The organism is Streptomyces sp. IBSBF 3136, assembly GCF_036815105.1.
Taxonomy (GTDB): Bacteria; Actinomycetota; Actinomycetes; order Streptomycetales; family Streptomycetaceae; genus Streptomyces.
In genome coordinates, this window is the sequence record NZ_JAJSZC010000012.1 from 1 (window position 1) to 19,848 (window position 19,848).

The 19,848-nt window shown below is 72.8% G+C and carries 19 protein-coding genes and 1 riboswitch; of the genes, 13 read left to right on the forward strand and 6 right to left on the reverse strand.

The genetic code is table 11. The features are described 5' to 3' along the window. From V7E45_RS04325 to V7E45_RS04340, 4 genes are all read left to right on the forward strand, one after another. Positions 1-1,515: GMC family oxidoreductase (locus V7E45_RS04325; RefSeq protein WP_333772714.1), on the forward strand; the 1,515-nt coding region annotated here is incomplete at its 5' end. A 211-nt stretch (positions 1,516-1,726) separates the two neighbouring features. After that, positions 1,727-2,137, forward strand: a complete 411-nt coding sequence (locus V7E45_RS04330; protein WP_333772715.1) for a hypothetical protein — start codon at positions 1,727-1,729, stop codon at positions 2,135-2,137. Positions 2,138-2,261: 124 nt separating this feature from the next. Beyond that, complete coding sequence (locus tag V7E45_RS04335; protein ID WP_333772716.1) at positions 2,262-2,804, forward strand: DUF2231 domain-containing protein; 543 nt, start codon at positions 2,262-2,264, stop codon at positions 2,802-2,804. Positions 2,805-2,852: 48 nt separating this feature from the next. Continuing rightward, positions 2,853-3,281 (forward strand): hypothetical protein, encoded by a 429-nt coding sequence (locus tag V7E45_RS04340; protein ID WP_333772717.1) that lies wholly within the window; start codon positions 2,853-2,855, stop codon positions 3,279-3,281. 69 nt (positions 3,282-3,350) lie between these two features. Here V7E45_RS04340 and V7E45_RS04345 read toward each other — a convergent pair whose 3' ends face one another. After that, complete coding sequence (locus V7E45_RS04345) at positions 3,351-3,932, reverse strand: histidine phosphatase family protein (RefSeq protein ID WP_333772718.1); 582 nt, start codon at positions 3,930-3,932, stop codon at positions 3,351-3,353. A gap of 104 nt (positions 3,933-4,036) precedes the next feature. Next, positions 4,037-4,180, forward strand: a riboswitch (cobalamin riboswitch). A 38-nt stretch (positions 4,181-4,218) separates the two neighbouring features. On the opposite strand from V7E45_RS04345, the gene V7E45_RS04350 reads away from it, so the two are divergent. Together V7E45_RS04350 and V7E45_RS04355 are read left to right on the forward strand one after the other, a co-directional pair. Then, positions 4,219-4,440 carry a CbtB domain-containing protein gene (locus V7E45_RS04350; protein ID WP_317447048.1) on the forward strand — a complete coding sequence of 74 codons (222 nt, stop codon included), beginning with the start codon at positions 4,219-4,221 and terminating at the stop codon, positions 4,438-4,440. 23 nt (positions 4,441-4,463) lie between these two features. Then, positions 4,464-5,240, forward strand: coding sequence for a CbtA family protein (locus V7E45_RS04355; protein WP_333772719.1), 777 nt, complete (start codon positions 4,464-4,466; stop codon positions 5,238-5,240). Between the two features lie 55 nt (positions 5,241-5,295). On the opposite strand, the gene V7E45_RS04360 is transcribed toward V7E45_RS04355, so the two are convergent. Then, on the reverse strand, positions 5,296-5,706 hold the full coding sequence (locus V7E45_RS04360; RefSeq protein ID WP_333772720.1) for a MerR family transcriptional regulator: 411 nt from the start codon (positions 5,704-5,706) through the stop codon (positions 5,296-5,298). A 233-nt stretch (positions 5,707-5,939) separates the two neighbouring features. On the opposite strand from V7E45_RS04360, the gene V7E45_RS04365 reads away from it, so the two are divergent. From V7E45_RS04365 to V7E45_RS04395, 7 genes are all read left to right on the forward strand, one after another. Beyond that, positions 5,940-6,377, forward strand: a complete 438-nt coding sequence (locus tag V7E45_RS04365) for a DUF6153 family protein (protein WP_333772721.1) — start codon at positions 5,940-5,942, stop codon at positions 6,375-6,377. A 105-nt stretch (positions 6,378-6,482) separates the two neighbouring features. Next, positions 6,483-7,418 (forward strand): hypothetical protein, encoded by a 936-nt coding sequence (locus V7E45_RS04370; RefSeq protein WP_333772722.1) that lies wholly within the window; start codon positions 6,483-6,485, stop codon positions 7,416-7,418. A gap of 126 nt (positions 7,419-7,544) precedes the next feature. Further along, a complete protein-coding gene (locus tag V7E45_RS04375) occupies positions 7,545-8,741 on the forward strand; it encodes an exo-beta-N-acetylmuramidase NamZ family protein (RefSeq protein WP_333772723.1) in 1,197 nt (398 codons plus the stop codon). Positions 8,742-9,305: 564 nt separating this feature from the next. Next, on the forward strand, positions 9,306-10,217 hold the full coding sequence (locus V7E45_RS04380; protein WP_333772724.1) for a GNAT family N-acetyltransferase: 912 nt from the start codon (positions 9,306-9,308) through the stop codon (positions 10,215-10,217). Beyond that, on the forward strand, positions 10,214-11,557 hold the full coding sequence (locus tag V7E45_RS04385) for an ABC transporter substrate-binding protein (protein ID WP_333772725.1): 1,344 nt from the start codon (positions 10,214-10,216) through the stop codon (positions 11,555-11,557). Before V7E45_RS04380 ends, V7E45_RS04385 begins: the two co-directional genes overlap by 4 nt. Beyond that, the gene (locus V7E45_RS04390) at positions 11,551-12,513 is read left to right on the forward strand and encodes a carbohydrate ABC transporter permease (RefSeq protein ID WP_333772726.1); all 963 of its coding nucleotides are present in this window, start codon (positions 11,551-11,553) and stop codon (positions 12,511-12,513) included. Before V7E45_RS04385 ends, V7E45_RS04390 begins: the two co-directional genes overlap by 7 nt. Beyond that, positions 12,510-13,379 (forward strand): carbohydrate ABC transporter permease, encoded by an 870-nt coding sequence (locus V7E45_RS04395; protein WP_333772727.1) that lies wholly within the window; start codon positions 12,510-12,512, stop codon positions 13,377-13,379. The genes V7E45_RS04390 and V7E45_RS04395 overlap by 4 nt, the downstream gene beginning before the upstream one ends. On the opposite strand, the gene V7E45_RS04400 is transcribed toward V7E45_RS04395, so the two are convergent. From V7E45_RS04400 to V7E45_RS04415, 4 genes are read right to left on the reverse strand one after another with little or no spacing between them, the layout of a single operon-like run. Further along, a complete protein-coding gene (locus V7E45_RS04400; protein WP_333772728.1) occupies positions 13,372-15,480 on the reverse strand; it encodes a trypsin-like serine peptidase in 2,109 nt (702 codons plus the stop codon). The genes V7E45_RS04395 and V7E45_RS04400 overlap by 8 nt on opposite strands. Position 15,481: 1 nt before the next feature. After that, positions 15,482-17,335 (reverse strand): peroxidase family protein, encoded by a 1,854-nt coding sequence (locus tag V7E45_RS04405; protein ID WP_333772729.1) that lies wholly within the window; start codon positions 17,333-17,335, stop codon positions 15,482-15,484. A gap of 51 nt (positions 17,336-17,386) precedes the next feature. After that, positions 17,387-19,321: a GMC family oxidoreductase gene (locus tag V7E45_RS04410; RefSeq protein ID WP_333772730.1), complete on the reverse strand. Its 1,935-nt coding sequence runs from the start codon at positions 19,319-19,321 to the stop codon at positions 17,387-17,389. Continuing rightward, positions 19,318-19,731 carry a hypothetical protein gene (locus V7E45_RS04415; RefSeq protein ID WP_333772731.1) on the reverse strand — a complete coding sequence of 138 codons (414 nt, stop codon included), beginning with the start codon at positions 19,729-19,731 and terminating at the stop codon, positions 19,318-19,320. The genes V7E45_RS04410 and V7E45_RS04415 overlap by 4 nt, the downstream gene beginning before the upstream one ends. Between the last annotated feature and the right edge of the window lie 117 nt (positions 19,732-19,848).

A 19,848-nucleotide genomic window follows, 5' to 3' on the forward strand; every position in this document is an offset into this window, starting at 1 on the left:
GCCCCACGCCGCCCCGCCCGGCCCGATCCACCGCTGGATCTGACCCCCGCCGCCGACTGGCCCGCTCGCTCCACGGCCGACGCGGTGGTCATCGGCTCGGGCGCGGGCGGGGCGACGGCCGCCCGCACGCTGGCCCGGGCCGGACTCGACGTCGTCGTAGTCGAAGAAGGACAGCACCACTCCACCGAGTCGTTCGGAGACCGAACGCCCCTGGACCGGTTCACCGAGCTCTACCGGGACGGCGGAGCCACCGTCGCCGTCGGCGACCCGCCACTGCTGCTGCCTGTGGGCCGGGCCGTCGGCGGCACCACCGTCGTCAACTCCGGTACCTGCTACCGCACTCCGGCCCACGTCCTGGCGCGCTGGACGCGTGAGTTCGGTTGCGCGCTCGCCGACGGCTTCGACCGGCACCTGGACGAGGTGGAGCGCACCCTGCGCGTCGCCGTCCAACCCGTCGACGTCCTCGGCGACAACGGTCGTATCGCACTCGCCGGGGCCCGTGAACTCGGCTGGCGGGCAGCGCCGTTGCGCCGCAACGCACCCGGCTGCCAGGGCTCCTGTCAATGCGTGGTGGGCTGCCCGACCGGCGCCAAACAGAGCGTGCAGCTCTCGGTGCTGCCCGGCGCCTGCGCCGCCGGGGCACGCATCGTCACCGGTGCGCGGGCCGAGCGCGTCCTCGTCGACGCCGACCGGCCCGGCGGCCCTCGCGCGGCAGGCGTACGCGCGCACGGGCAGGACGGCGCCGCCTTCGAGATCCTCGCGCCCCTGGTCGTCGTCGCCGCGGGTGCCACGCAGTCGCCGCCGCTGCTGCGCCGCTCCGGCCTCGGCCGCCATCCGCGCCTGGGCCGCAACCTCAGCGTCCATCCCGCCACGAGTGTCGCCGGACGCTTCGCCGAACCGGTCACCGCCTGGGAAGGCGTGCTGCAGAGCGTCGGCGTGGAGGAGCACCACGCGCACGGCGTCCTCATCGAGGCCACCGCCACCCCGCCCGGCATGGGCTCCTTCGTCCTCCCCGGGCTGGGCGCCGAGCTGCGCCGCGAACTGGAGAGCGCCGACCGGCTCGCCACGCTCGGCGCCATGATCGCCGACCGTCCCTCAGGCCGTGTCCTCGGCCGCGACCGCACCCTGCTCCGCTACGACCTCGACCGCCGCGACGCGGGCCGTCTGCTGCGGGCGGTCCGCGCGATGGGGGAGCTGCTGTTCGCCGCCGGTGCCGAGGAAGTCCTCACCGGCATCCCCACCGCGCCCAGGGTGCGAAGTCTCGCGGAGCTGGACACCGTCCTCGCCGGCACGAGCGCGCGACAGCTGCACCTGTCGGCGTACCACCCCACCGGTACCGTCGCCGCGGGCGCGAGCCCGGAGCGCTTCCCGGCCGACCCGTGGGGACGCCTGCGCGGGGTGCGCGGCGTACTGGTCGCGGACGCCTCCGCGCTCCCCAGCTGCCCCCAGGTGAACCCGCAGGTGAGCATCATGGCGGCGGCCCTGGCGATCACGGAGGCGTGGCTGTCCGGATGAGCACGCGCACCGGCCTGGACCGGGCGTTGTGTGAGCCGGGTCGGAACGCGCGGGGCCGCAGGGCCCATCCGCACGTGGTTCGCCGCACCATTCACACCTACGGGTGAATCGATGGATGGATGTCCGGGCTGCTCCCCGTCCGTTGCGGTGTCCTGAGGCCCGCCGCCCCGCCGGGACGGGGCGGCCCGGACAGGGACAGGGGGCGAGGCGAATGCGTGTCTTCGTTCTGTGCGCTTGGCTGCTGACCGCGGGTCTGGGCGGCTACCTCGCCACCGTGTGGATCCGTCACGGCGGGCTGAGGCAGCGCACGCCCGGTGTGACACGGCTGCCGCTGTGGCTGGTCCTCGGCCATGTGGCGCTCGCCGTCGCCGGGCTCGCCGCCTGGACCGCGTACCTGCTGGGCGACGTCAGGAGTTCGGCCTGGGCGGCGTGCGCCGTCGTCCTGATCGTGGCCGCCTTCGGCTTCATGATGCTGCTGCGCTGGATGCCCAGCTCCGGGCGCCATTCGCAGGGCGCGGCCACCGCCGAGCGGCACTTCCCGCTGACCGCCGTGGTCGCCCACGGCATGAGCGCCGGCGCCACGGTGCTCCTGGTTCTCCTGGTCGTCCTGCGCGGCATGTGACCGCCGGGGCGACCGCGCCGCACGGGCTCCTCCCGCGCGGCGACGCGCCCCTTGACCTGCCCGCCGAATAAGGCGAACAATTATTGGTGAAATAACCGGGGGCAGCTCAGGGACGAGGTGCCGTATGACCGTGAACACCGATCTCAAGGACCTCCACCAGGCGAAGCGGCCGGTCAGCGGCGCCCTCGCGGGACCGTACGGACATCCGTTCCACCCCATCCTGGTCACCGTGCCGATCGGCGCCTGGGTGTCCAGCCTGGTCTTCGACATCGCCTCCCGGACCGTCGGCCGGCCCGCCTTCCTGACCCACGGGTCCGCCTGGCTGATCGCCATCGGCGTGCTCGGGGCGCTGGCCGCGGCGTGCGTCGGCTTCCTCGACCTGTTCGCCATCCCCACCGGCACCCCGGCCTTCCGCACGGGCCTGACCCACATGGCGCTGAACCTGGCGGTCACCGTCGCGTACGCGGCCGGCTTCGCCTGGCGGCAGAGCGGCGGGTACCCCGAGGGGCGGGGGGTCGGATACGGGCAACTGGCGCTCTCCGTCGGCGCGCTCGCCGTCCTCGGCCTGTCCGGCTACCTCGGTGGCAAGCTCGCCTACCGCTACGGCGTCCGTGTGGCGGAGGAGGCCGTCCAGGCCGAGGGATACCGCACGGCGCCCGGTCGCTGAGGGCGCCCGACCTCCGAAATCCCGTACCCCGCAACCCTGGAGGACGACATGGACGTCGCCGCTCTCGCCGCCTGGGTGGTCACCGCCCTCGGCGGATTCGTGCTCCTGGCCCGCTGGATCTCCCGCGGCGGCCTGCGGCAGCAGCGGACCGGGACGACCCGCTTCCCGGCTCCGCTCGTCTTCGGGCACTTCCTGCTCGCGGCGGCCGGGCTGGTCGTGTGGATCGTCTACCTCGCCGCTGACCGGTCGGCCCTGGCCTGGACGTCCTTCGGCGTCCTCGTCGCCGTCGCCCTGCTCGGCTTCGCGATGTTCGCCCGCTGGGTGCCGGTGTACCGCACCGCCACCCCCGCCGGCGGAGAGGAGACCACCCCGGCGGAACGGCACCTGCCGGTCCCCGTGGTGGCCGCCCACGGCCTGCTGGGCGCCGCGACCCTGGTACTCGTCCTGCTGGCAGCGCTGGGCGTGGGCGGCAGCTGAGGCGGACCGGGGCGGTGGCCGCCGCTCATGCCGAGTGGCCGCCGACCGCCGACCGCCGTACGCGCTCGCTCAGTGGTCGTGCTGCCGGTCGAGGGGCCTGCCGGGAGTCAGGTTCCAGCGGCCCGCGCGGCCGCTGAACTCGACCGCGTGCAACGGCGGTACGTCGATCCGCCAGAAGGCCGCCTCGGGTGCTCCCAGCGCCCGGACGGTCACCGCTCGTACGACGTCCGGTTCGACCACCGCGACGGTACGGCCGGACAACCGCGCCGCCTCCGCCATCCAGGCCGCGATCCGCTCGCACAACCCCCGCACCGACTCCCCGCCGTGCGGTGCCGCCGCAGGGTCGGACAGCCACCCGGCCACCGCCTCCGGCTCGGCGGCGCTCACCTCGGCGAGTGTCCGGCCCCGCCAGCGGCCCACGTCGAGACCGGCCAGCTCGGGCGCGTCCTCCGCGTCGAGACCGAGCGCCGAGGCGGTCTGCCGGCAGCGCGCACCCGGAGCCGCCAGCGCACGCGCGGCCCGCGGGAGCACCCCCGCGGCGGAACGGGCCCGGGCCGCGCCGCCGTCCTCCAGAGGGCACCCGTCGTCGAAGCGGGCCTCGCGCAGCGCCGCGCTCATCGCTGGTGAGATCAAGATCACTCGGCTGGTCACGTGCTCACTTTCGCGGTCGACGGCCCTGCAACCACAGGGAATCGGAAGGCGAGGACGCCCGGGGAGCGCCTGCGAGCCCCCCGTGCGCTCTTGGCCGTGCCTCCGCTTCGCGGTACCTTCTGGGCGAAATAGATGACGGAACGCGGAAGCCGGTGGGAATCCGGCACGGTCGCGCCACTGTATGCCTCGCCCACGCCGCTCGCGGTGCGGGCCGGGCAAGTCAGACCCGCCCCCGTTGTCCTGTGCACCACCGAGACGGGACGCGAGTTCCCCAGGAGGTTCTGCCATGGCGCAGTCCGTCGCCCAGCCGACCACAGTCCCCACCGCCACCCCCGCCAAGCTGCCGATCGGCGCGATCGCCCCCTGGGCGGTCTTCTTCGGCATCCTGATGCTCGTCCTGCTCTACTTCGTCGGCGCCGAGCAGGGCGCCACCTCGGTGATGTCCGGCACGGACGTCCACGAGTGGGTGCACGACGCCCGCCACCTGCTCGGCTTCCCCTGCCACTGACGGCACCCGGACCAGGTCCGTCCATGAACTCGGCAACTGTCCGAAATCTGCTGGTGCGTGGCATGCTCGCGGGACTCGCCGCGGGCCTGCTCGCCCTCGTCGTCGCCTACTTCCTCGGTGAGCCGCGTGTCGACTCGGCCATCGCCTACGAAGAGGCGCACTCCCACGAACACGGCATGGAAGTCGTGAGCCGCACGATGCAGTCCACCGGTGGCCTGGCCACCGGCGTCCTCGTCTACGGGGTCGCGTTCGGCGGCATCGCCGCCCTCGCGTTCTGCTTCGCGCTGGGCCGCATCGGCCGCTTCGGGCCGCGCGCGAGCGCGCTGCTCCTGGCCGCGGCCGGCCTGCTCACGGTCTATGTCGTGCCGTTCCTGAAGTACCCGGCCAACCCGCCCTCCGTGGGCGACCCCGACACCATCGGCGAGCGCACCACCCTGTACTTCCTCATGATGCTGCTCAGCGTGCTGCTGGCGATCGCCACCGTGATGCTCGGCAAGCGTCTCGCACCGCGCCTGGGCAACTGGAACGCGACGCTGGCCGCGGGGGCGTTCTTCGTCCTGGCGGCCGGGTTGGCGTACGCGTTCCTGCCGACCGTCAACGAGGTCCCGAAGGACTTCTCGGCCACCCTGCTCTGGCAGTTCCGGCTGGCGGCCCTGACCATCCAGCTGACCTTGTGGACGGCCTTCGGGCTCGTCTTCGGGCCGCTGGCCGAGCGGGTACTCGTCCCGAGGACCGCCCGGCAGGCGAGCTCGCGCCCGTCCGCGGGCACCGAGGCGGGAGCGACACCGGTTCCCCGCTGAGGGCGCCGTACGGCCTGGCCCCGACCACCGAAGCGGTCGGGGCCGGGCCGTGTGCTCAGTCGCCGCCGACGCGTTCGGTGATCGTCTGCCGGTAGTGCGGGCACTGGGTGAAGTCGTCGTGGTCGCACCGCAGTGCGCACTCGATGAGTTCGAGGGACGCCTGGGCCGCGGCGATCCGCTGCCGCAGGGCTTCCGCCTCCCGCTTCAGTACCGCGTGCCGGGCTTCCGGGTCACCGGTGGAGGTCAGGGAGCGGATGGTCTCGAGCGGCAGACCGGCTTCCTTGGCCCTCAGGATCACGGCGACCCGGGTGACGTCGGCGGCCGTGAAGCGCCGCCGCCCCGCCTGGTCACGGGCCGGTGCCAGCAGTCCTCTCGCCTCCCAGTGCCGCAGGACGTGTGTGGCCAGGGCGTAGCGGCCGGCGAGACCCCCGATGCTCAGGTCGTCTTCGGCGTCGGTTGACTTCATGCCGACATTAAGTCGCAGTCCGGCGGTCATGACCAGTCAACCAGGAAAGCAGGCGCGAGACACGGACAAACTCCGTTGTCCGTCCTACGACTTGCTCGAGTCGTCGGCGACCGCGCCGAGCAGCCTTCGGTCGTCTCGGAGACGAGTGACCGGTACCCCTAGCGGGTATGGGGTATGGTCTTCGGGGGCGCCCGCCTCTTTGGGAGACCGCAGGGAACGGAGGACGCGCGACCATGCGCGGCAGCACACCCGCACGCCAGCCGGGCATCACCCGGCTCTGGGCCGTGTGCGCGCTCCTGTTCGGTCTCTTCCTCATGCACGGAGCCCCCGCGACCGCGGCGGGCGGCTGTCACGGCGCCATGGGCATGGCTGTCACGGCCGACGTGAGTCACACCGTTCCGGCCATGTCCGAGCGGACGACGCCGCCGCGGCCGGACGCCGCCCGGCCCCAGGCCGCCGGGCCCGGCGCGAGTCACAGCGGGACGCTGTGCGTCGCCGTTCCCGCCCCGGGCGGCATCCCGGTGCCCCTGGCGCCCCTCGTCGGCGTGATCGCGCTCGCGGCGCTCGCGGCCCGGGGCCTGCGCTGGGCGTGGGACCCCGACGGGACCCGGCGGCGCGGCCCACCGAGTGGGCGCCGTCTCCTGCTCCAGGTGTGCGTCGCGAGGACGTGAGCGGACCGCACCGGAACCCGCCGCCGGCGGGTCTTCCGGACGCACGGTCCTGCCCACATCGCGCACCCCGCGTGGTGCGCCACCCGGAGGGAACCTCGAACAACGATGATCGCTTCCACCCGACCCACCCCACGCAAGCGGGCCCTCACGGCGGCAGGTGCCGCGGCCGCCCTGACGCTCGCCCTGGCAGCGTGCGGCTCGTCCGCGGACTCGTCCCACGACTCGTCCATGCCCGGCATGCACCACGGCGGCAGCGCGTCGCCGACCACCCCTGCCGGTCACGGCTCCTCCATGAGCGGCATGCCCGGCATGGGGCGGTCCGTCACCGGCGACGGACTGACCGACAGCGTCGAGGGCTACCGCTTCACCAGCCCCGACGCCACCCTGAAGGCCGGCAGGGCGGCTCCGTACCGGTTCACGATCACGGGCCCGGACGGCAAGGCCGTCACCCGCTTCGCCCCCGAGCAGACCAAGCGCATGCACTTCTACGCCGTCCGCTCCGACCTGACGGGCTTCCAGCACCTCCATCCCACGATGGCCCCCGACGGCACGTGGACGGCCGAGCCGGCCGCCCTGGCCCCGGGCTCCTGGCGCATGTTCGCCTCCTTCACCCCCGGCGGTGGAAGCGGCGAGGGCGAGGACTTCGTCCTCAGCCGGACCGTCACCGTCCCCGGCGAGGCCACCTCGGCCGCGCTGCCCCCGGCGGCGCACTCGACCCGGGTCGACGGCTACACCGTCACCGTGTCCGGCGAGCCCATGGCCGGCATGCCCCACCCGCTGGCCGTGCGCATCACCAAGGACGGCAAGCCCGTCACCGATCTCCAGCCCTACCTGGACACCTACGCCCACCTGACCGCCTTCCACCGGGGCGACGCGGCCTTCGCCCACCTCCACCCCACCACCACCGCCCACGGCGACCACGGGGGCCCGGGGTTGTCCTTCCACGCGGACCTGCCCACGGCCGGCGACTGGCGCCTCTTCCTCCAGTTCCGCACCGGCGGCAAGCTGCACACCGCGGCCCTGACCCTGCGGGTCGGCTGACCGGAACCTCCTGACGGCGACCCCCGGCACGAACCACCGGTTGCTCGGAAATCACTGGACGTACCAGTACATTTCCGAGCACCGCTTCGAGTGGTTCGAGAGGTCACCGGCAGACGGGGGCGAAGGATGAGCACGGACGGCCGGGTCGCGGTGACACCCGGGATCGCGCGTCTGCACGCGTCGCCCGGGCTCGCCGGGCCCGGCCGGCTCGGGCTGGTGACCAACCACACCGGTGTGCTGCCCGACCTGCGTCCCGCCGCGCCCGCGCTGCTCGACGCCGGTGCGCGCCTGGTCGCCCTGTTCGGTCCCGAGCACGGGCTGCACGGGTCGGCCCAGGCCGGCGCGAGCGAGGCGGCCCAGCCTGACCCCGGCACCGGCCTGCCCGTCCTCGACACCTACCGGTGCGGCGGCGAAGTCCTCGACAAACTGCTGATCGACAGCGGCGTCGACGCCCTGGTGTACGACCTCCAGGACATCGGGGCCAGGTTTTACACCTACGTGTGGACCATGTTCGACCTGATGGTCTCGGCGGCCCGTACGGGCGTACGGTTCGTGGTCGCCGACCGGCCGAACCCGCTCGGCGGACTCGTCAGCGAGGGCCCGCAGCTCGACCCGGCCCTGGCCAGCTTTGTCGGACGCGCCCCTATCCCCGTCCGGCACGGCCTCACCTGCGGTGAACTCGCCCGCCACCTCAACACCTCCGCCGTGCCCGAAGCGGCGGGCGGCCCCGTCGACCTGACGGTGATCGAGGCCACCGGCTGGCGGCGGGCCATGGACGCGGCGGCCACCGGCCTGCCCTGGGTCGCGCCCTCACCCAACATCCCTACGCCCGCCACCGCCGCCGTCTACCCCGGCACCTGCCTGTTCGAGGGCACGAACCTCTCGGAGGGCCGCGGCACCACCCAGCCCTTCGAGACCGTCGGGGCGCCCTACCTCGACTCTCGGTTCGCCCCGGCGCTCGCCGAGCTGGCACTGCCCGGAGTGCGCTTCCGCGATCTGTGGTTCGTACCGGCCTTCCACAAGTACGCCGGACGGCCGCTGCGCGGAGTCCAGTTGCACATCACCGACCGCCGGACCTTCGCCCCGGTGCGCACCGCCGTCGCGATGCTCGCCACGCTGCGGCGGCTCTACCCGGACGACTTCGCCTGGCACACCACGGACGGCGGCGCGGAGGGTACCGGCCACCGGCACTTCATCGACCTGCTCTGGGGGTCGGACCGGCTGCGGCGCACCGTCGACGCGGGCGACGACCCGCTGCCGCTGTGCGATCCGCCGGCGCCGCCCGCTCGGTGGGCCGGCGAAGCCGCCCTGCTCTACGCCTGAGACCTCCTGCCCGCCGCGCGACCCGCCGCTCAACGGATGTATGGAGGGACGACCCCGCCGATGACCGATCCCGCTTCCACGGCAGCAGCTCGGCCCACCGGTCCCGCTGCCGCCGTAGCACCTGGGCCGGTGGCCGGTCCCGCTTCCACGGCAGCACCTGGGCCGGTGGCCGGTCCCGCTTCCACGGCAGCGTCCGGGCCTGTGGCCGGTCCCGCTGCCGCCGCGGCACCTGGGCCTGTGGCCGGTCCCGCTGCCGCCGTAGCACCTGGGTCTGTGGCCGGTCCCGCTTCCACGGCAGCACCCGGGCCCGTGGCCGGTCCCGCTGGCGCCTCGACACCCTGGCCCGTGGCCGATCCCGCTGCCGCCGCAGCACCCGGGCCGGTGACCGGTCCCGCTTCCACGGCACCTTCCGGGCCCGTGGCCGGTCCCGCTGCCGCCGCGGCATCCGGGCCTGTGGCCGGTCCCGCTTCCACGGCACCACCCCGGCCCGTGGCCGATCCCGCTTCTACCCGAGCCCTCCGGATCGCGATCCGTGGTTTCCGGCCGGGCGACGGGACGCGGCTGGTGGAGACCTGGCGCCGGAGCGCGCCGGCCGACCCTGTCACCCCGGAACGCTTCCGCTCCCTGGTGCTCCTCGACGCCAACTTCGATCCGGAGGGCCTCCGGGTCGCCCTCGACGGTGACCGGGTCGTCGGCGCGGCGTACGCGGTGCGCAGACTGACCCCGATGACCGGCACCGACCTGGAGCCGGAGCAGGGCTGGATCCCGTTCTTCTTCGTCGACCCCGCCGCCCGCGGACACGGCCTCGGCCGCCGCCTGCTGACCGACGCCCTCGACTGGCTGCACGGCCACGGCCGCACCCGGGTGGACTTCGCCTCGTACACCCCGCACTACCTCCTCCCCGGGCTGGACGCCGAGACCTATCCGGAAGCCGGGAAGCTCCTGGACTCCCTGGGCTTCCGCGTCCTGTACGAGGCGGCCGCCATGGACCGGAGCCTGGTCGGCTACCGCCTCCCGGAGGACGTCGTCCGCCGTATGGCCGAACTGACCGCCCGGGGGCACCGGTTCGCCACCCCCACCGACGACGACCTGGTGCCGCTCCTCGCCCTCGCCGGGAACCACTTCACCCCGGACTGGGCGCGCGCCGTCCGCGCGTGCCTGGCCGCGGGCACCCCGCTCGACCGGATCGCGGCCGCCTGGGACCCCGCCGGCCGCCTGGTCGGGTGGGCGATGCACGGCGCGTACGACTCGCTGGACGAGCGGTTCGGGCCGTTCGGCGTGCTGGAGGAGATGCGCGGCACCGGACTCGGGAAGGTCCTGCTGCACCTGGTGCTGGAACGGATGCGGGCGCGCGGCTGCCACAGCGCCTGGTTCCTGTGGACCGGCGAGCGGTCCCCGGCGGCCCACCTGTACCGCGCGACCGGCTTCACCACCACCCGGGTCTTCCGCGTACTGCGCCGCGAGGCCGCGGGATGACGCCGGCCCGGCGCGCCGGCGGCCTGGGCCGCCGTCGCTTCGCGCTCGCCCTGCCCTCGGCGCTGCTCGCCTCCGCGTGCGCCGCGCCCCACCGGGGCACCGGGCGACCCGGCGACCCGATCGTCCTCACCCTGCTCTCCCACTACGCGAGCGGCGAACTCAAGGACGCCCTCCAGGGCCCGGTCGACGAGTGGAACGCCACCCACGACCGGGTCAAGGTGCGCACCAAGGCGGTCGAGTTCTCCGACCTGCTGACCACGTTCATGGTCCGGCAGGCCGCCGGCCAGGGCGCCGACATCCTCCACCCGTACTGCCTGTGGAACGGCCAGCTCGTGCAGGCGGGTGTCCTGCGGCCGGCCCCGCCCGAGCACGCCGAGGAGATCCGGCGCGGATACGGCGCGGCCGCGGTCGGCGCCGCCTCGGTCGGCGGCAGGGTCTACGGCTACCCGACCGAGGTGCAGACGTACGCCCTCTACTACAACAAGCGACTGCTGCGCGAGGCGGGCGTCGACGGACCCCCGCGCACGTGGCGGGAACTGGAGGAGGCGGCCCACCGCACCGCGCGGCGGGACCGGTACGGCAACACACTGGTCCAGGGGTTCGGTCTTTCGACCTACGACGACTCCACCACCGTCGGCCAGACGCTCGCCCTGCTCAACGCGGCGGGCGGCCGCTTCGTCTCCGCCGACGGCAGACGCACCACCATCGACTCACCGGCCGGCCGGGCCGTGTTCGACCTGGAGCACCGGCTCGTCGCCGAGGGCGCCAGCGCACCCGGCGTCAACGTCTACAAGGCGTTCCCGTCCGGGCAGGTGGCCATGGTGGTCAGCGCCGGCTGGTGGACCGGGAGCTTGAAGCCCCTGATGGGCGCGGGCTACCGCGAGGTCGGCGTCGCGCCGGTGCCCGTCCCCGAGGCGTCCGATCCGCGCGCCACGCTCTCCACCGGCTTCATGCTGGGCGTCAACACGGCCAGCCGACATCCGCGTGAGGCTTGGGAGTTCCTGCGCTGGCTCAACACCGACCGAGTTCCGGTGCGCACCGCCGCGAGAGGTGCGACCGCCACCCGGATGAGCGCGCTCCAGGTGTCGGTCGGCTCCCTGACCGGCCGCGCGGGCGACATGCGGACGCTGCTGAGCGCGGGCGGCGGCGATCCCAACCTGCGTCCCTTCCTCGACGCGCTCGCGTACTCGGTGCCGGAACCGAACATGCCGGGCGCGCAGCAGGCCAAGTCACTGCTGCGCAAGAACATCGAGGCGCTGTGGACCGGCCAGCGGTCGGTCGACGAGGCCCTGCGCACCACCCGCCGTCAGGTCGACCAGGAGGTGGCCCGGTCATGGTGAACGTCCTGACGCCGGAGACGACCGAGCGTGCGGCGCGCGGCCGACCCGTCCCCGAGCCCGCTGTCGCGGGCCGGGGTCGGGCCCGGCGCCGCCAGACCGTCGTCGCCTACCTCTTCCTCGCGCCCACGCTGCTGTTCTTCGCCGTCTTCCTGATCCTGCCGCTCGGCTTCGCGCTGCTGCTCTCGATGTCCCGCTGGGCCGGGTTCGACCTCGCCGGGATCGACCCGGTCGGCCCGGACAACTTCACCGGTCTCCTCGCGGAAGGATCGACGTTCCTGACGCCGATCCTCACCAACACCCTGCTGTTCGCGCTCGGCACCGTGGCCCTCGCGCTCACGGGCTCCGTGGCCGTCGCCACCTGCATCGACCGGCTCCGCTTCCAGGGGCTGTGGCGCACCCTGTACTTCCTGCCGATCGTCACCACCGTCGTCGCCGTCGGCAACGTGTGGAAGTACATGTACGAGCCGGGCGGCCTGGTCAACGGCGTCCTGAACGCCGTCGGGCTGGGCTCGGTGGCGTTCCTCCAGGACCCGGACACCGCGCTGCCCGCGGTCGTGGTCGTCCAGGCCTGGGCCTCCGTCGGCTCGGCGATCCTGGTCCTCACCGCGGGACTGAAGTCCATTCCCGAGTCGTACTACGAGGCCGCCGCACTCGACGGCGCCGGGCCTTTCACCGTCTTCCGGAAGATCACCCTGCCGCTGCTGCGGCCGTCGCTGGTGTTCGTGTGCATCACCCAGTTCCTCACCGGGCTCCAGTCGTTCGGGCTCATCATCGTGATGACCAAGGGCGGCCCCGGCGACGCGACGAACGTGGCCGCGCTGGAGATGTACCGGCAGGCCTTCAGCTACGGCGACTGGGGCACCGCGAGCGCCGCCGCCTTCGTGCTGTTCGTGGTGGTGCTCGCGGTCACCCTCGCGCAGTTGTGGATCTTCCGGCGCACGGGGGAGGACGCATGAACCGCCGACGCTTCCCCTGGTTCTCCTACCTGCTGGTCGTGACCGGTGCCGTGCTCACGGTCGTGCCGTTCCTCGACATGGTGGCGACCTCCTTCAAGGGGCCGGACGAGGCGGGCACGCTGCCCTACCGGTTCCTGCCCAAGGCGTTCGACCTGGCCAACTACCGGGCCGCGGTGGACCAGCTCGACCTGCCGGTGCTCTTCCGCAACAGCGTCGTCGTCACCGCCGTGATCACCGGCTCGGTGCTGCTCACCTCGTCGCTCGCCGGCTACGCGCTCGCCAAACTCCGCTTCCCCGGGCGGGACTTCGTCTTCCGCCTGGTGCTGTCGACGATGATGTTCCCGCCGTTCCTGTTCTTCATCCCGCACTTCCTGATCCTGGTCCACTGGCCGCTGGCGGGCGGCAACGACCTGCTCGGGCGCGGCGGCGCGGGCCTCACCGTCAGCATCGTGGCGCTGGCGATGCCGTTCCTCGTCAACGGGTTCGGCATCTTCCTGACACGCCAGTTCATGGTCGCGATTCCCGACGAGGTCCTGGAGGCCGCGCGCATCGACGGCGCCGGTGAGTTCGCGCTCTGGTGGCGGATCGTGCTGCCGCAGACCACCCCGGTCCTGGTCACCCTCGGGCTGCTCACCTTCGTGGACGCCTGGAACGAGTACATCTGGGCCCTGCTCGTCTCGACCGCCAATCCGGACGTGATGACCCTGCCGGTCGGCATCCAGCTCCTCCAGGACTACGTGGACCCGGCCCGCACCATGCCCATCGTCATGGCAGGGCTCGTCCTGAGCGTCCTGCCGGTTTTGGTCCTCTTCCTGCTGCTGCAGAAGTACTACATCCGGGGGGTCATGCTCAGCGGCCTCAAGTGACTCCGGCGGACCGTGCCGTCAACAGGCCCCGGCCGAGTGCGAGGTGCCCGGCGATCTCCCCGGCGACCTCCGGGTGGGACAGGTACTGGGCGATGTCGTGCGCCTTGTCGCGGGCGTTGATCACGGCGACATCGGTCACCGAGCCGGCCCACTCGTCGGCCAGCGGGCACCCTATGGCCACCGCGTCGGACGGGCACCACGCGTTGAGCCAGTCCGCCACCACGTCGGGGCGCTTGGTCCCGCCGATGAGCAGCCTCCGGTACACGCTGTCCAGGCCCAGCGGGCTGCCCACCGTGGTGAGGTGGACCGTGCGCAGGGCGGGGGACAGCCGGGTGGTGAGGTCCATGCCGACCACCGTGCCGAGGCTGTGACTGATGAGGATCATCTCCCCGTCCTCCGGAAGCGTCTCCGCCACGGAGTCGAGAACGGCGTCGCGGACCCGCCGGTCGTCCAGGTAGGCGGCCACGTCACGGAGCACCAGGGCGATGGTCCACCCGTCGAGGTCGCTGCGTGCGGCCAGCCAGGCCAGTTGCCGGTGCAGGTGTCCCACGAGGTCGTCCCGCGAGATCCGTTCGGTGGCCGGCTGCTCCTCCTCGGGCATGTTCCACCGCAGCGCGGCCTCGCCGATCATCTCCTCGTAGGCCGCACGGGCCGTGGGCGAGGGCGGGGCCACCGCCTCGGCGGGGGAGAGGCTCAGGGCCTCGGGGACCCGGGGCAAGCCCTCGGTCGCGGCGAGCGCGTCCACGAGCCGGTCCCCGTAGTACGGGAACCACACGTCGGCCGGGTCGACCGGCGGGAAGCCGGCCGCGACCAGCCCCTGGTTGAGGCCGGCCGTCCATTCGTCCCGCAGCTCCGCCGGAACCTTCCGCTGCTGGGAGCGCCCGTGCAGGAAGACCAGATGCCGCTCACCGCCGAAGGCGCCGGCCCGGGCCCGCAGGCCCGTGTGCGCGACCGCGGACACGGCGGCCGTCGCGCCGGGAGCCGCCTCGGCCGGTGCTTCGACCGGAGTGCCGGCCGGTACGGTCACGTCGGCCACGGGCGCCGGTGCGGCCGCCGCGGACTCCGTCACACCCAGGCCCGACTCCGCGCCCATCTCCGCCAGCGGACCCGGCCCGGCGGCGGCCGGCGACTGCGCCAGGTGCCGCAGGATGGAGCTGACGCGCACCCCTTCGTTGGCCACCCAGTCGACGGCGTCGTCGCCGTCGCCCGGCTGCCACACCTGACCGTCCGTGCGTAGCACGCGCCCCTGCTCGTCGGTCTTCGGCACCCCGCTGTGGTGGAGCGCGACGACCTCCCACTGGTCGTTGAACACTGGCGACCCCGAGTTGCCGGGTTCGGTGTCCGTCAGGTACTGGAGGAAGTCGTCGAGCCGCACCTGGAGCATGTTGTCGCGGACCGCGATCTCCTTCAGCCGGCCCATCGGGTGGCCGATCACATTGACCGGTTCGCCGATGACCAGCTTGCCCGGCTGGGCGCTGAGCCGGTTCCAGCCGAACGCCTCTCCCGGCGGCCGCCCGTCCATGCCGGGAGCCACCGCCACCAGGGCGAAGTCCAGGCGCTGGTCGGCCACGAAGAACGTGTCCGGGGCCAGTTCGAGCCGGATCGACGGCTGCGGGGTGTTGTCGACGGTGACCTGGGCGTCGAACTCGACGAAGCACTGCCGGGCCGCCGCCGCATCGGAGAGCACGTGGTGATTGGTCATCAACAGCCTCGGCGACACCAGGAAGCCGGTGCCGAGCGGCAGTTCGCGGCCGTTCTCCCGCACCGATATCCGGGCGACGGTGCGCGCCGCCCGGGCGCCGCGTGGCAGGAAGCTCCACGCCTGCAGGTCCTTGGACACCCCGAGGATGCGCTCGTAGGCGTCCGGGGCGGCCAGTGGTTCGGCGCGCACGGCCTCCACGGCCATGGCGGCGGGCACCGCGTGCCGGTCCAGCAGGCGCGTGGCGCGCGCGGCGAGCGCCTGCCGCGAGTCCGGGAAGGCGACGCCGGCCTCCTGCTGCCGCTCCACGTCCCGGCGTTCCTCACTGCTCGCGCGGTACCGCCCGGCGGCCGCCGCCAGCTGGTGCGCGCGCTCCTGGCGCAGTCTTTCCATGGCCACCATCTCAGCCGTCCTTCCGCGCGGCGCTGTGCCACGGCACGAAGGCGTTGGTCAGCCCGGACAGGGCCGTTCGCAGCTCTGGGTGGTGCCGCAGCAGGACCGTGATCATGCTGTTGTCGTCGATCCAGGCCATGCCGGCCCTGGAGTAGACCTCGGGGGTGTAGTAGGTGGTGAAGAACCGGTCGCTGTTCAGCCGGCGTGACGCCATCAGGATGAAGATGCGGAACGCCGTGTCGCTGAACGCGAATCCGGCCGGGAGCTTCTCCGCGTACAGCCCGACCATCAGGTCGACCTTCTCGATGTCACCGTCGTAGAGCCGCTCGATCTGCCGGGCCGACGCCGGGTCGTGCGCCAGCTCCGTGAAGGTCTGGGCGGGCTTCAGCCGCAGCAGCCGCCGGAACTCGTTGTAGCGGGGCACCCCCAGCTCACGCGAGCGCAGGATGTCGGTGGCGGCCAGGTCCTGAAGAAGCCCGTCCGGCCGTTCGAACTCCTGTAGGAACGCCGGGAAGTTGTGCAGGGTGACCAGACCCGGGTGGAGCGTGCCGAAGCTGTAGAGCAGGTCGGCCATGCGGGTGGTCTCCAGGAACTTCAGCGCTCCCGGACCCGAGATGTCCCGCAGCGTGCAGTCACGCAGGGACGAGTCGTCGTCGACGGAACGCAGGTGCCACTCGTCGCGGATCAGCGGGTGCATGCGGTAGACCGCCACGAACTCCTCGGTGAGTGAGTACGGGACGCCGTAGTGGTCGGTCTCGCCACCGGGGATGCCGCTGACCACCTCGCTTTCGCTGACCCGGCCGAAGAGGTCGTGGACGCGTTCGCCTGCGATGCCCCACCAGTTGGCGCGCAGCGCCTTGACGGTGGTGGGGTGGCTGATCACGGCAGGTGTCCACTCCACGGTGTGGATCTTGGCGAGCAGCGCGGAGTTGACGAGCCGGGCGCGCTGGAACAGCTCCTCGTCGCCCCAGGACGGGTAGACGCCGTGCAGGTGGTCGCAGATCGCGTTGTGCTCCCGGGTGAACAGGTCCTGCATCATGGCGAGTCCGAGCCAGAAGCCGGGCACCCGGGTGGGGTCCTGCGAGGGGTCCGAGGGAACGGGGGCCTGCTCGTCGTCCCACAGGTGCAGCCTGCCCAGCCGCCCGGTGCGCAGCCGTTGCTGCTCGGTCTCGTTCTTCCCGTAGATCTGGGACGCGTCCCACCAGTGGGAGGACACGTTCACACGGGTGTCGGGCGTCCCGGGGGGCGCCTGCGGGTCACGGGTCGGGTCGTCCGGGGTCCGCAGGATCCGCATCGGGTTCTCCGGCCAGGGGTCGTCCTCCACCAGGGGGACCTCCCAGGGCCGGTCCGTCGGGCTGGTGCCGTGGCTGAACCAGTCGCGGATCATGAACTGGAGCCAGGCGGAGACCAGGGAGTTGACGGACTCGGCCGCGATGAGCCGGTCGCGGGTCAGCAGCGCCCGGCTGACCTCGCGCGGGCTGGGCGCGGACAGGACGTCCTCGGGCGCGGCCGGGGCGATGGCCTCCAGCGGGATGTTCCGGCCGAAGCGGGTGCCCGCCATGCCCATGCGCGGTTCGGTGAGGTCGTTGTGGCTGCCGTCGGCGGTCCGGTCGACGCGTCGGCTCGCGGACGGCGGCGCGGGTTCGGGCTCGTCGACGGCGGGCAGCCCGCCGGTGTCGTACAGGTTCTTCTGCCGCAGCTTGACCCGCAGGCCGAGGAGCGTGAGCAGGCCCGCGACGACGGGCAGTCTGTCCCAGCCGACGCGGCGGTCGACGTACTGGGCGGCGCTGGTGATGATCCGCCAGGGCAGGGAGGTGCGGTATCCGGCCGTGGAACGCCGTGCGGCGCGTCGGTGCGTGGTCATCGGGATGCTCCTTGGGTGACTCCTGGTCGTGTGGCGTCGAGGAGGGGGCGGTCAGGTGCGTGCCGCGGCGGAGAGGATCACGTCGCTCGCCTTCTCACTGATCATGTAGATGGGGGCGGCCACGAAGAAGCCGGGGATACGCGGGAACACCGAGGCGTCGACGATCCGCAGACGGTCCACCCCCCGGACCCGGAAGTCGCTGTCGACCACCGCCGAGGGATCGTCGGCACGTCCCATCCGGCAGGTGCACGAGGCGTGATGGCCCCACGCCTCGTCCCGCACGAACCGCTTGACGGCGTCGCGGTCGCCGGCTCCGTCCCCGGGCCACAGCTCGGTGAGGATCACCGAGCCGGCCCTGTGGTTCATGCCGCGGACGAACTCCACGGCGTCGGCCATCGCCTCCAGGTCGAGGCCGGCCGCGTCCGTGCCCTCGGTGAAGTAGTGGAAGTCGATCAGCGGGGTGTCGCGGGGGTCGGTGGAGCGCAGCCGGACCCGGCCTCCCGTGTTGTGGGTACGGCTCTTGAGGATGGCCCAGGTGAAGCGGTCCTTGTGGCGGGTCAGGTCGAGGGAGTAGCCGGGCCGGTAGCCGCGGAAGTCGAAGGGGCCGCCGAAGACGAACAGGTCGGGGGCGTCCAGGTCCGGGCGGGACTTGTGGGTGATGCCGAGGACGGCGCCGTTGGTCGTGTAGAGGCCCTCTCCACGCTGCCACGCCCGGTAGCAGCGGTCGGGTTCGGTACCCGGCTCCGGCGCGTGGAAGTCGCACTCCTTGATGACCGGGAACTCCCGGTCCATCTGGCTGACCACGCCGACCTCGTACCGGTCCTGGAGGTTCGCGCCCACCCCGGGCAGACCGGCCCGCACCGGGATGCCGTGCCGGCGCAGTTCCTCGGGTGGTCCGATGCCCGAGAGCATCAGCAGCTGGGGCGTGTTGAACGCCCCGGCGGCCAGGATCACTTCCCGCGCTGCCAGGACCCGGCGCAGCACCGGCGGCCCGGTGTCCGGCCCGGCCGCCGGTCCTGCGCCCGGGTCGGCGGCGGGGTCGGCCCGGTAGGCGTGCCGCGCGTCCAGGTAGTCGACGCCGGCCGCCTCGTCGTCATCGTCCAGGACGATGCGGGTGGCCAGCGCGTGGGTGCGGACCACGAGCCGGTCCGGGTGGCCCCGCTGGACGGCCTGGACGTGTTCCCGGACGGCGCTGCGGCGGCCGCCCGCCGTGGAGAGAGGGATCTGCCACAGTCCCTGCAGGGCATGGGTCTGCACCCGCCAGTCGTTGGGATCGACGAGGGAGCCGAGCCCTTCGAGGGGGGAGAGCGGCCGGTCGAGCAGATCGGCGAGCTGGTCCTCGGCGGCGGACAGGATGACCTTCAGCAACTGCTCGTCCCGCACTACCAGATGAGGGTCGGCCAGCGCGGTCGGCAGCCAGCCGTCGTATCCGTGCCGGGCGTCGTTGCGGTAGCGGGCGCCCACGGCGGGCAGGGCCCGTAACAGTGCGGCGAGCAGCGGGTTGCCGGGTGGCTCCTTGGGTCTCGGCCGGTAGGTGCAGCGTTCCAGCCGCTCGAAGTAGCGCCGCATGGCCGAGCTGTGCCAGCTCGCGTCCCCGGTCTCCTCCGCGATGGCGTCCCAGTCACGGTTGTACGGGTAGACGGTGATCAGCGCGTGGTGCGCGGTGCACCCGCCGACCGCCCCCGCCCGCGGATAGAGGACGCCCCGGTCCGGCACGAGCTTGCTGTCGCGCTGCTGCTGGTGTTCGTCGGCGTAGTGGCGCACGTAGTAGTTCCAGCACTGGACGGGGTCCTCGGAGGCGTCGGCGTGGAAGGCCGGCACCAGGTAGCTGTCGTTCGGTTCGGCACCGCCGGCGTCGAGGAGCAGGGTGCGCATCCCCGCCGCCGCGAGGTTGGCCGCGAGCGGTCCGCCACCGGCGCCGGCCCCGACCACGACGTAGTCGAAGCCCGTCTCGGCGGCCGGAGCGGCCCAGGACTCTGCGGTCACGTCCGCTTGGCCTTGGGCGAGTTGGCGAGCGAGGCGCCGGCACTGATGGCCAGCGCGGTGTTGACGGCCGAGATCAGGGTGGTCATCACCGCGGTGCGCGGCGACACCTGCCGGTGGACGCCGAGGGTGGCCGCCGTCGCGGTGTCACTGCCGTGGATCAGGATGCCCTCGTACAGGTCCGCGCGCAGTCGCTCGCCGGTGTGGGTCAGCAGATCGAGGCCGAGCAGGACCGTCCGGATGCCGAAGAGGCGGAACGCGTAGACGGCCGCCGGGCTCGGGGGTTCGCGGTCGGGGTCGAACCGCCGGATGAGCAACTCCGGTGCCAGCAGACCGGCGGAACCGTTGAGGATTCTTATCCCGGCGAGGAAGTACACCGAGACCGGGCGGTTCGAGGCGGGAACCGTGCCCATGATGTCTCCTGGGGGGTGTGGTGATGCCTGCGGTGACGGGACCGTCCGCCGAACCCCACGACAAGGGAGAGGAACACCTTGGACGCACTCTCAATCACCACGCTAGAAGACCCGCCG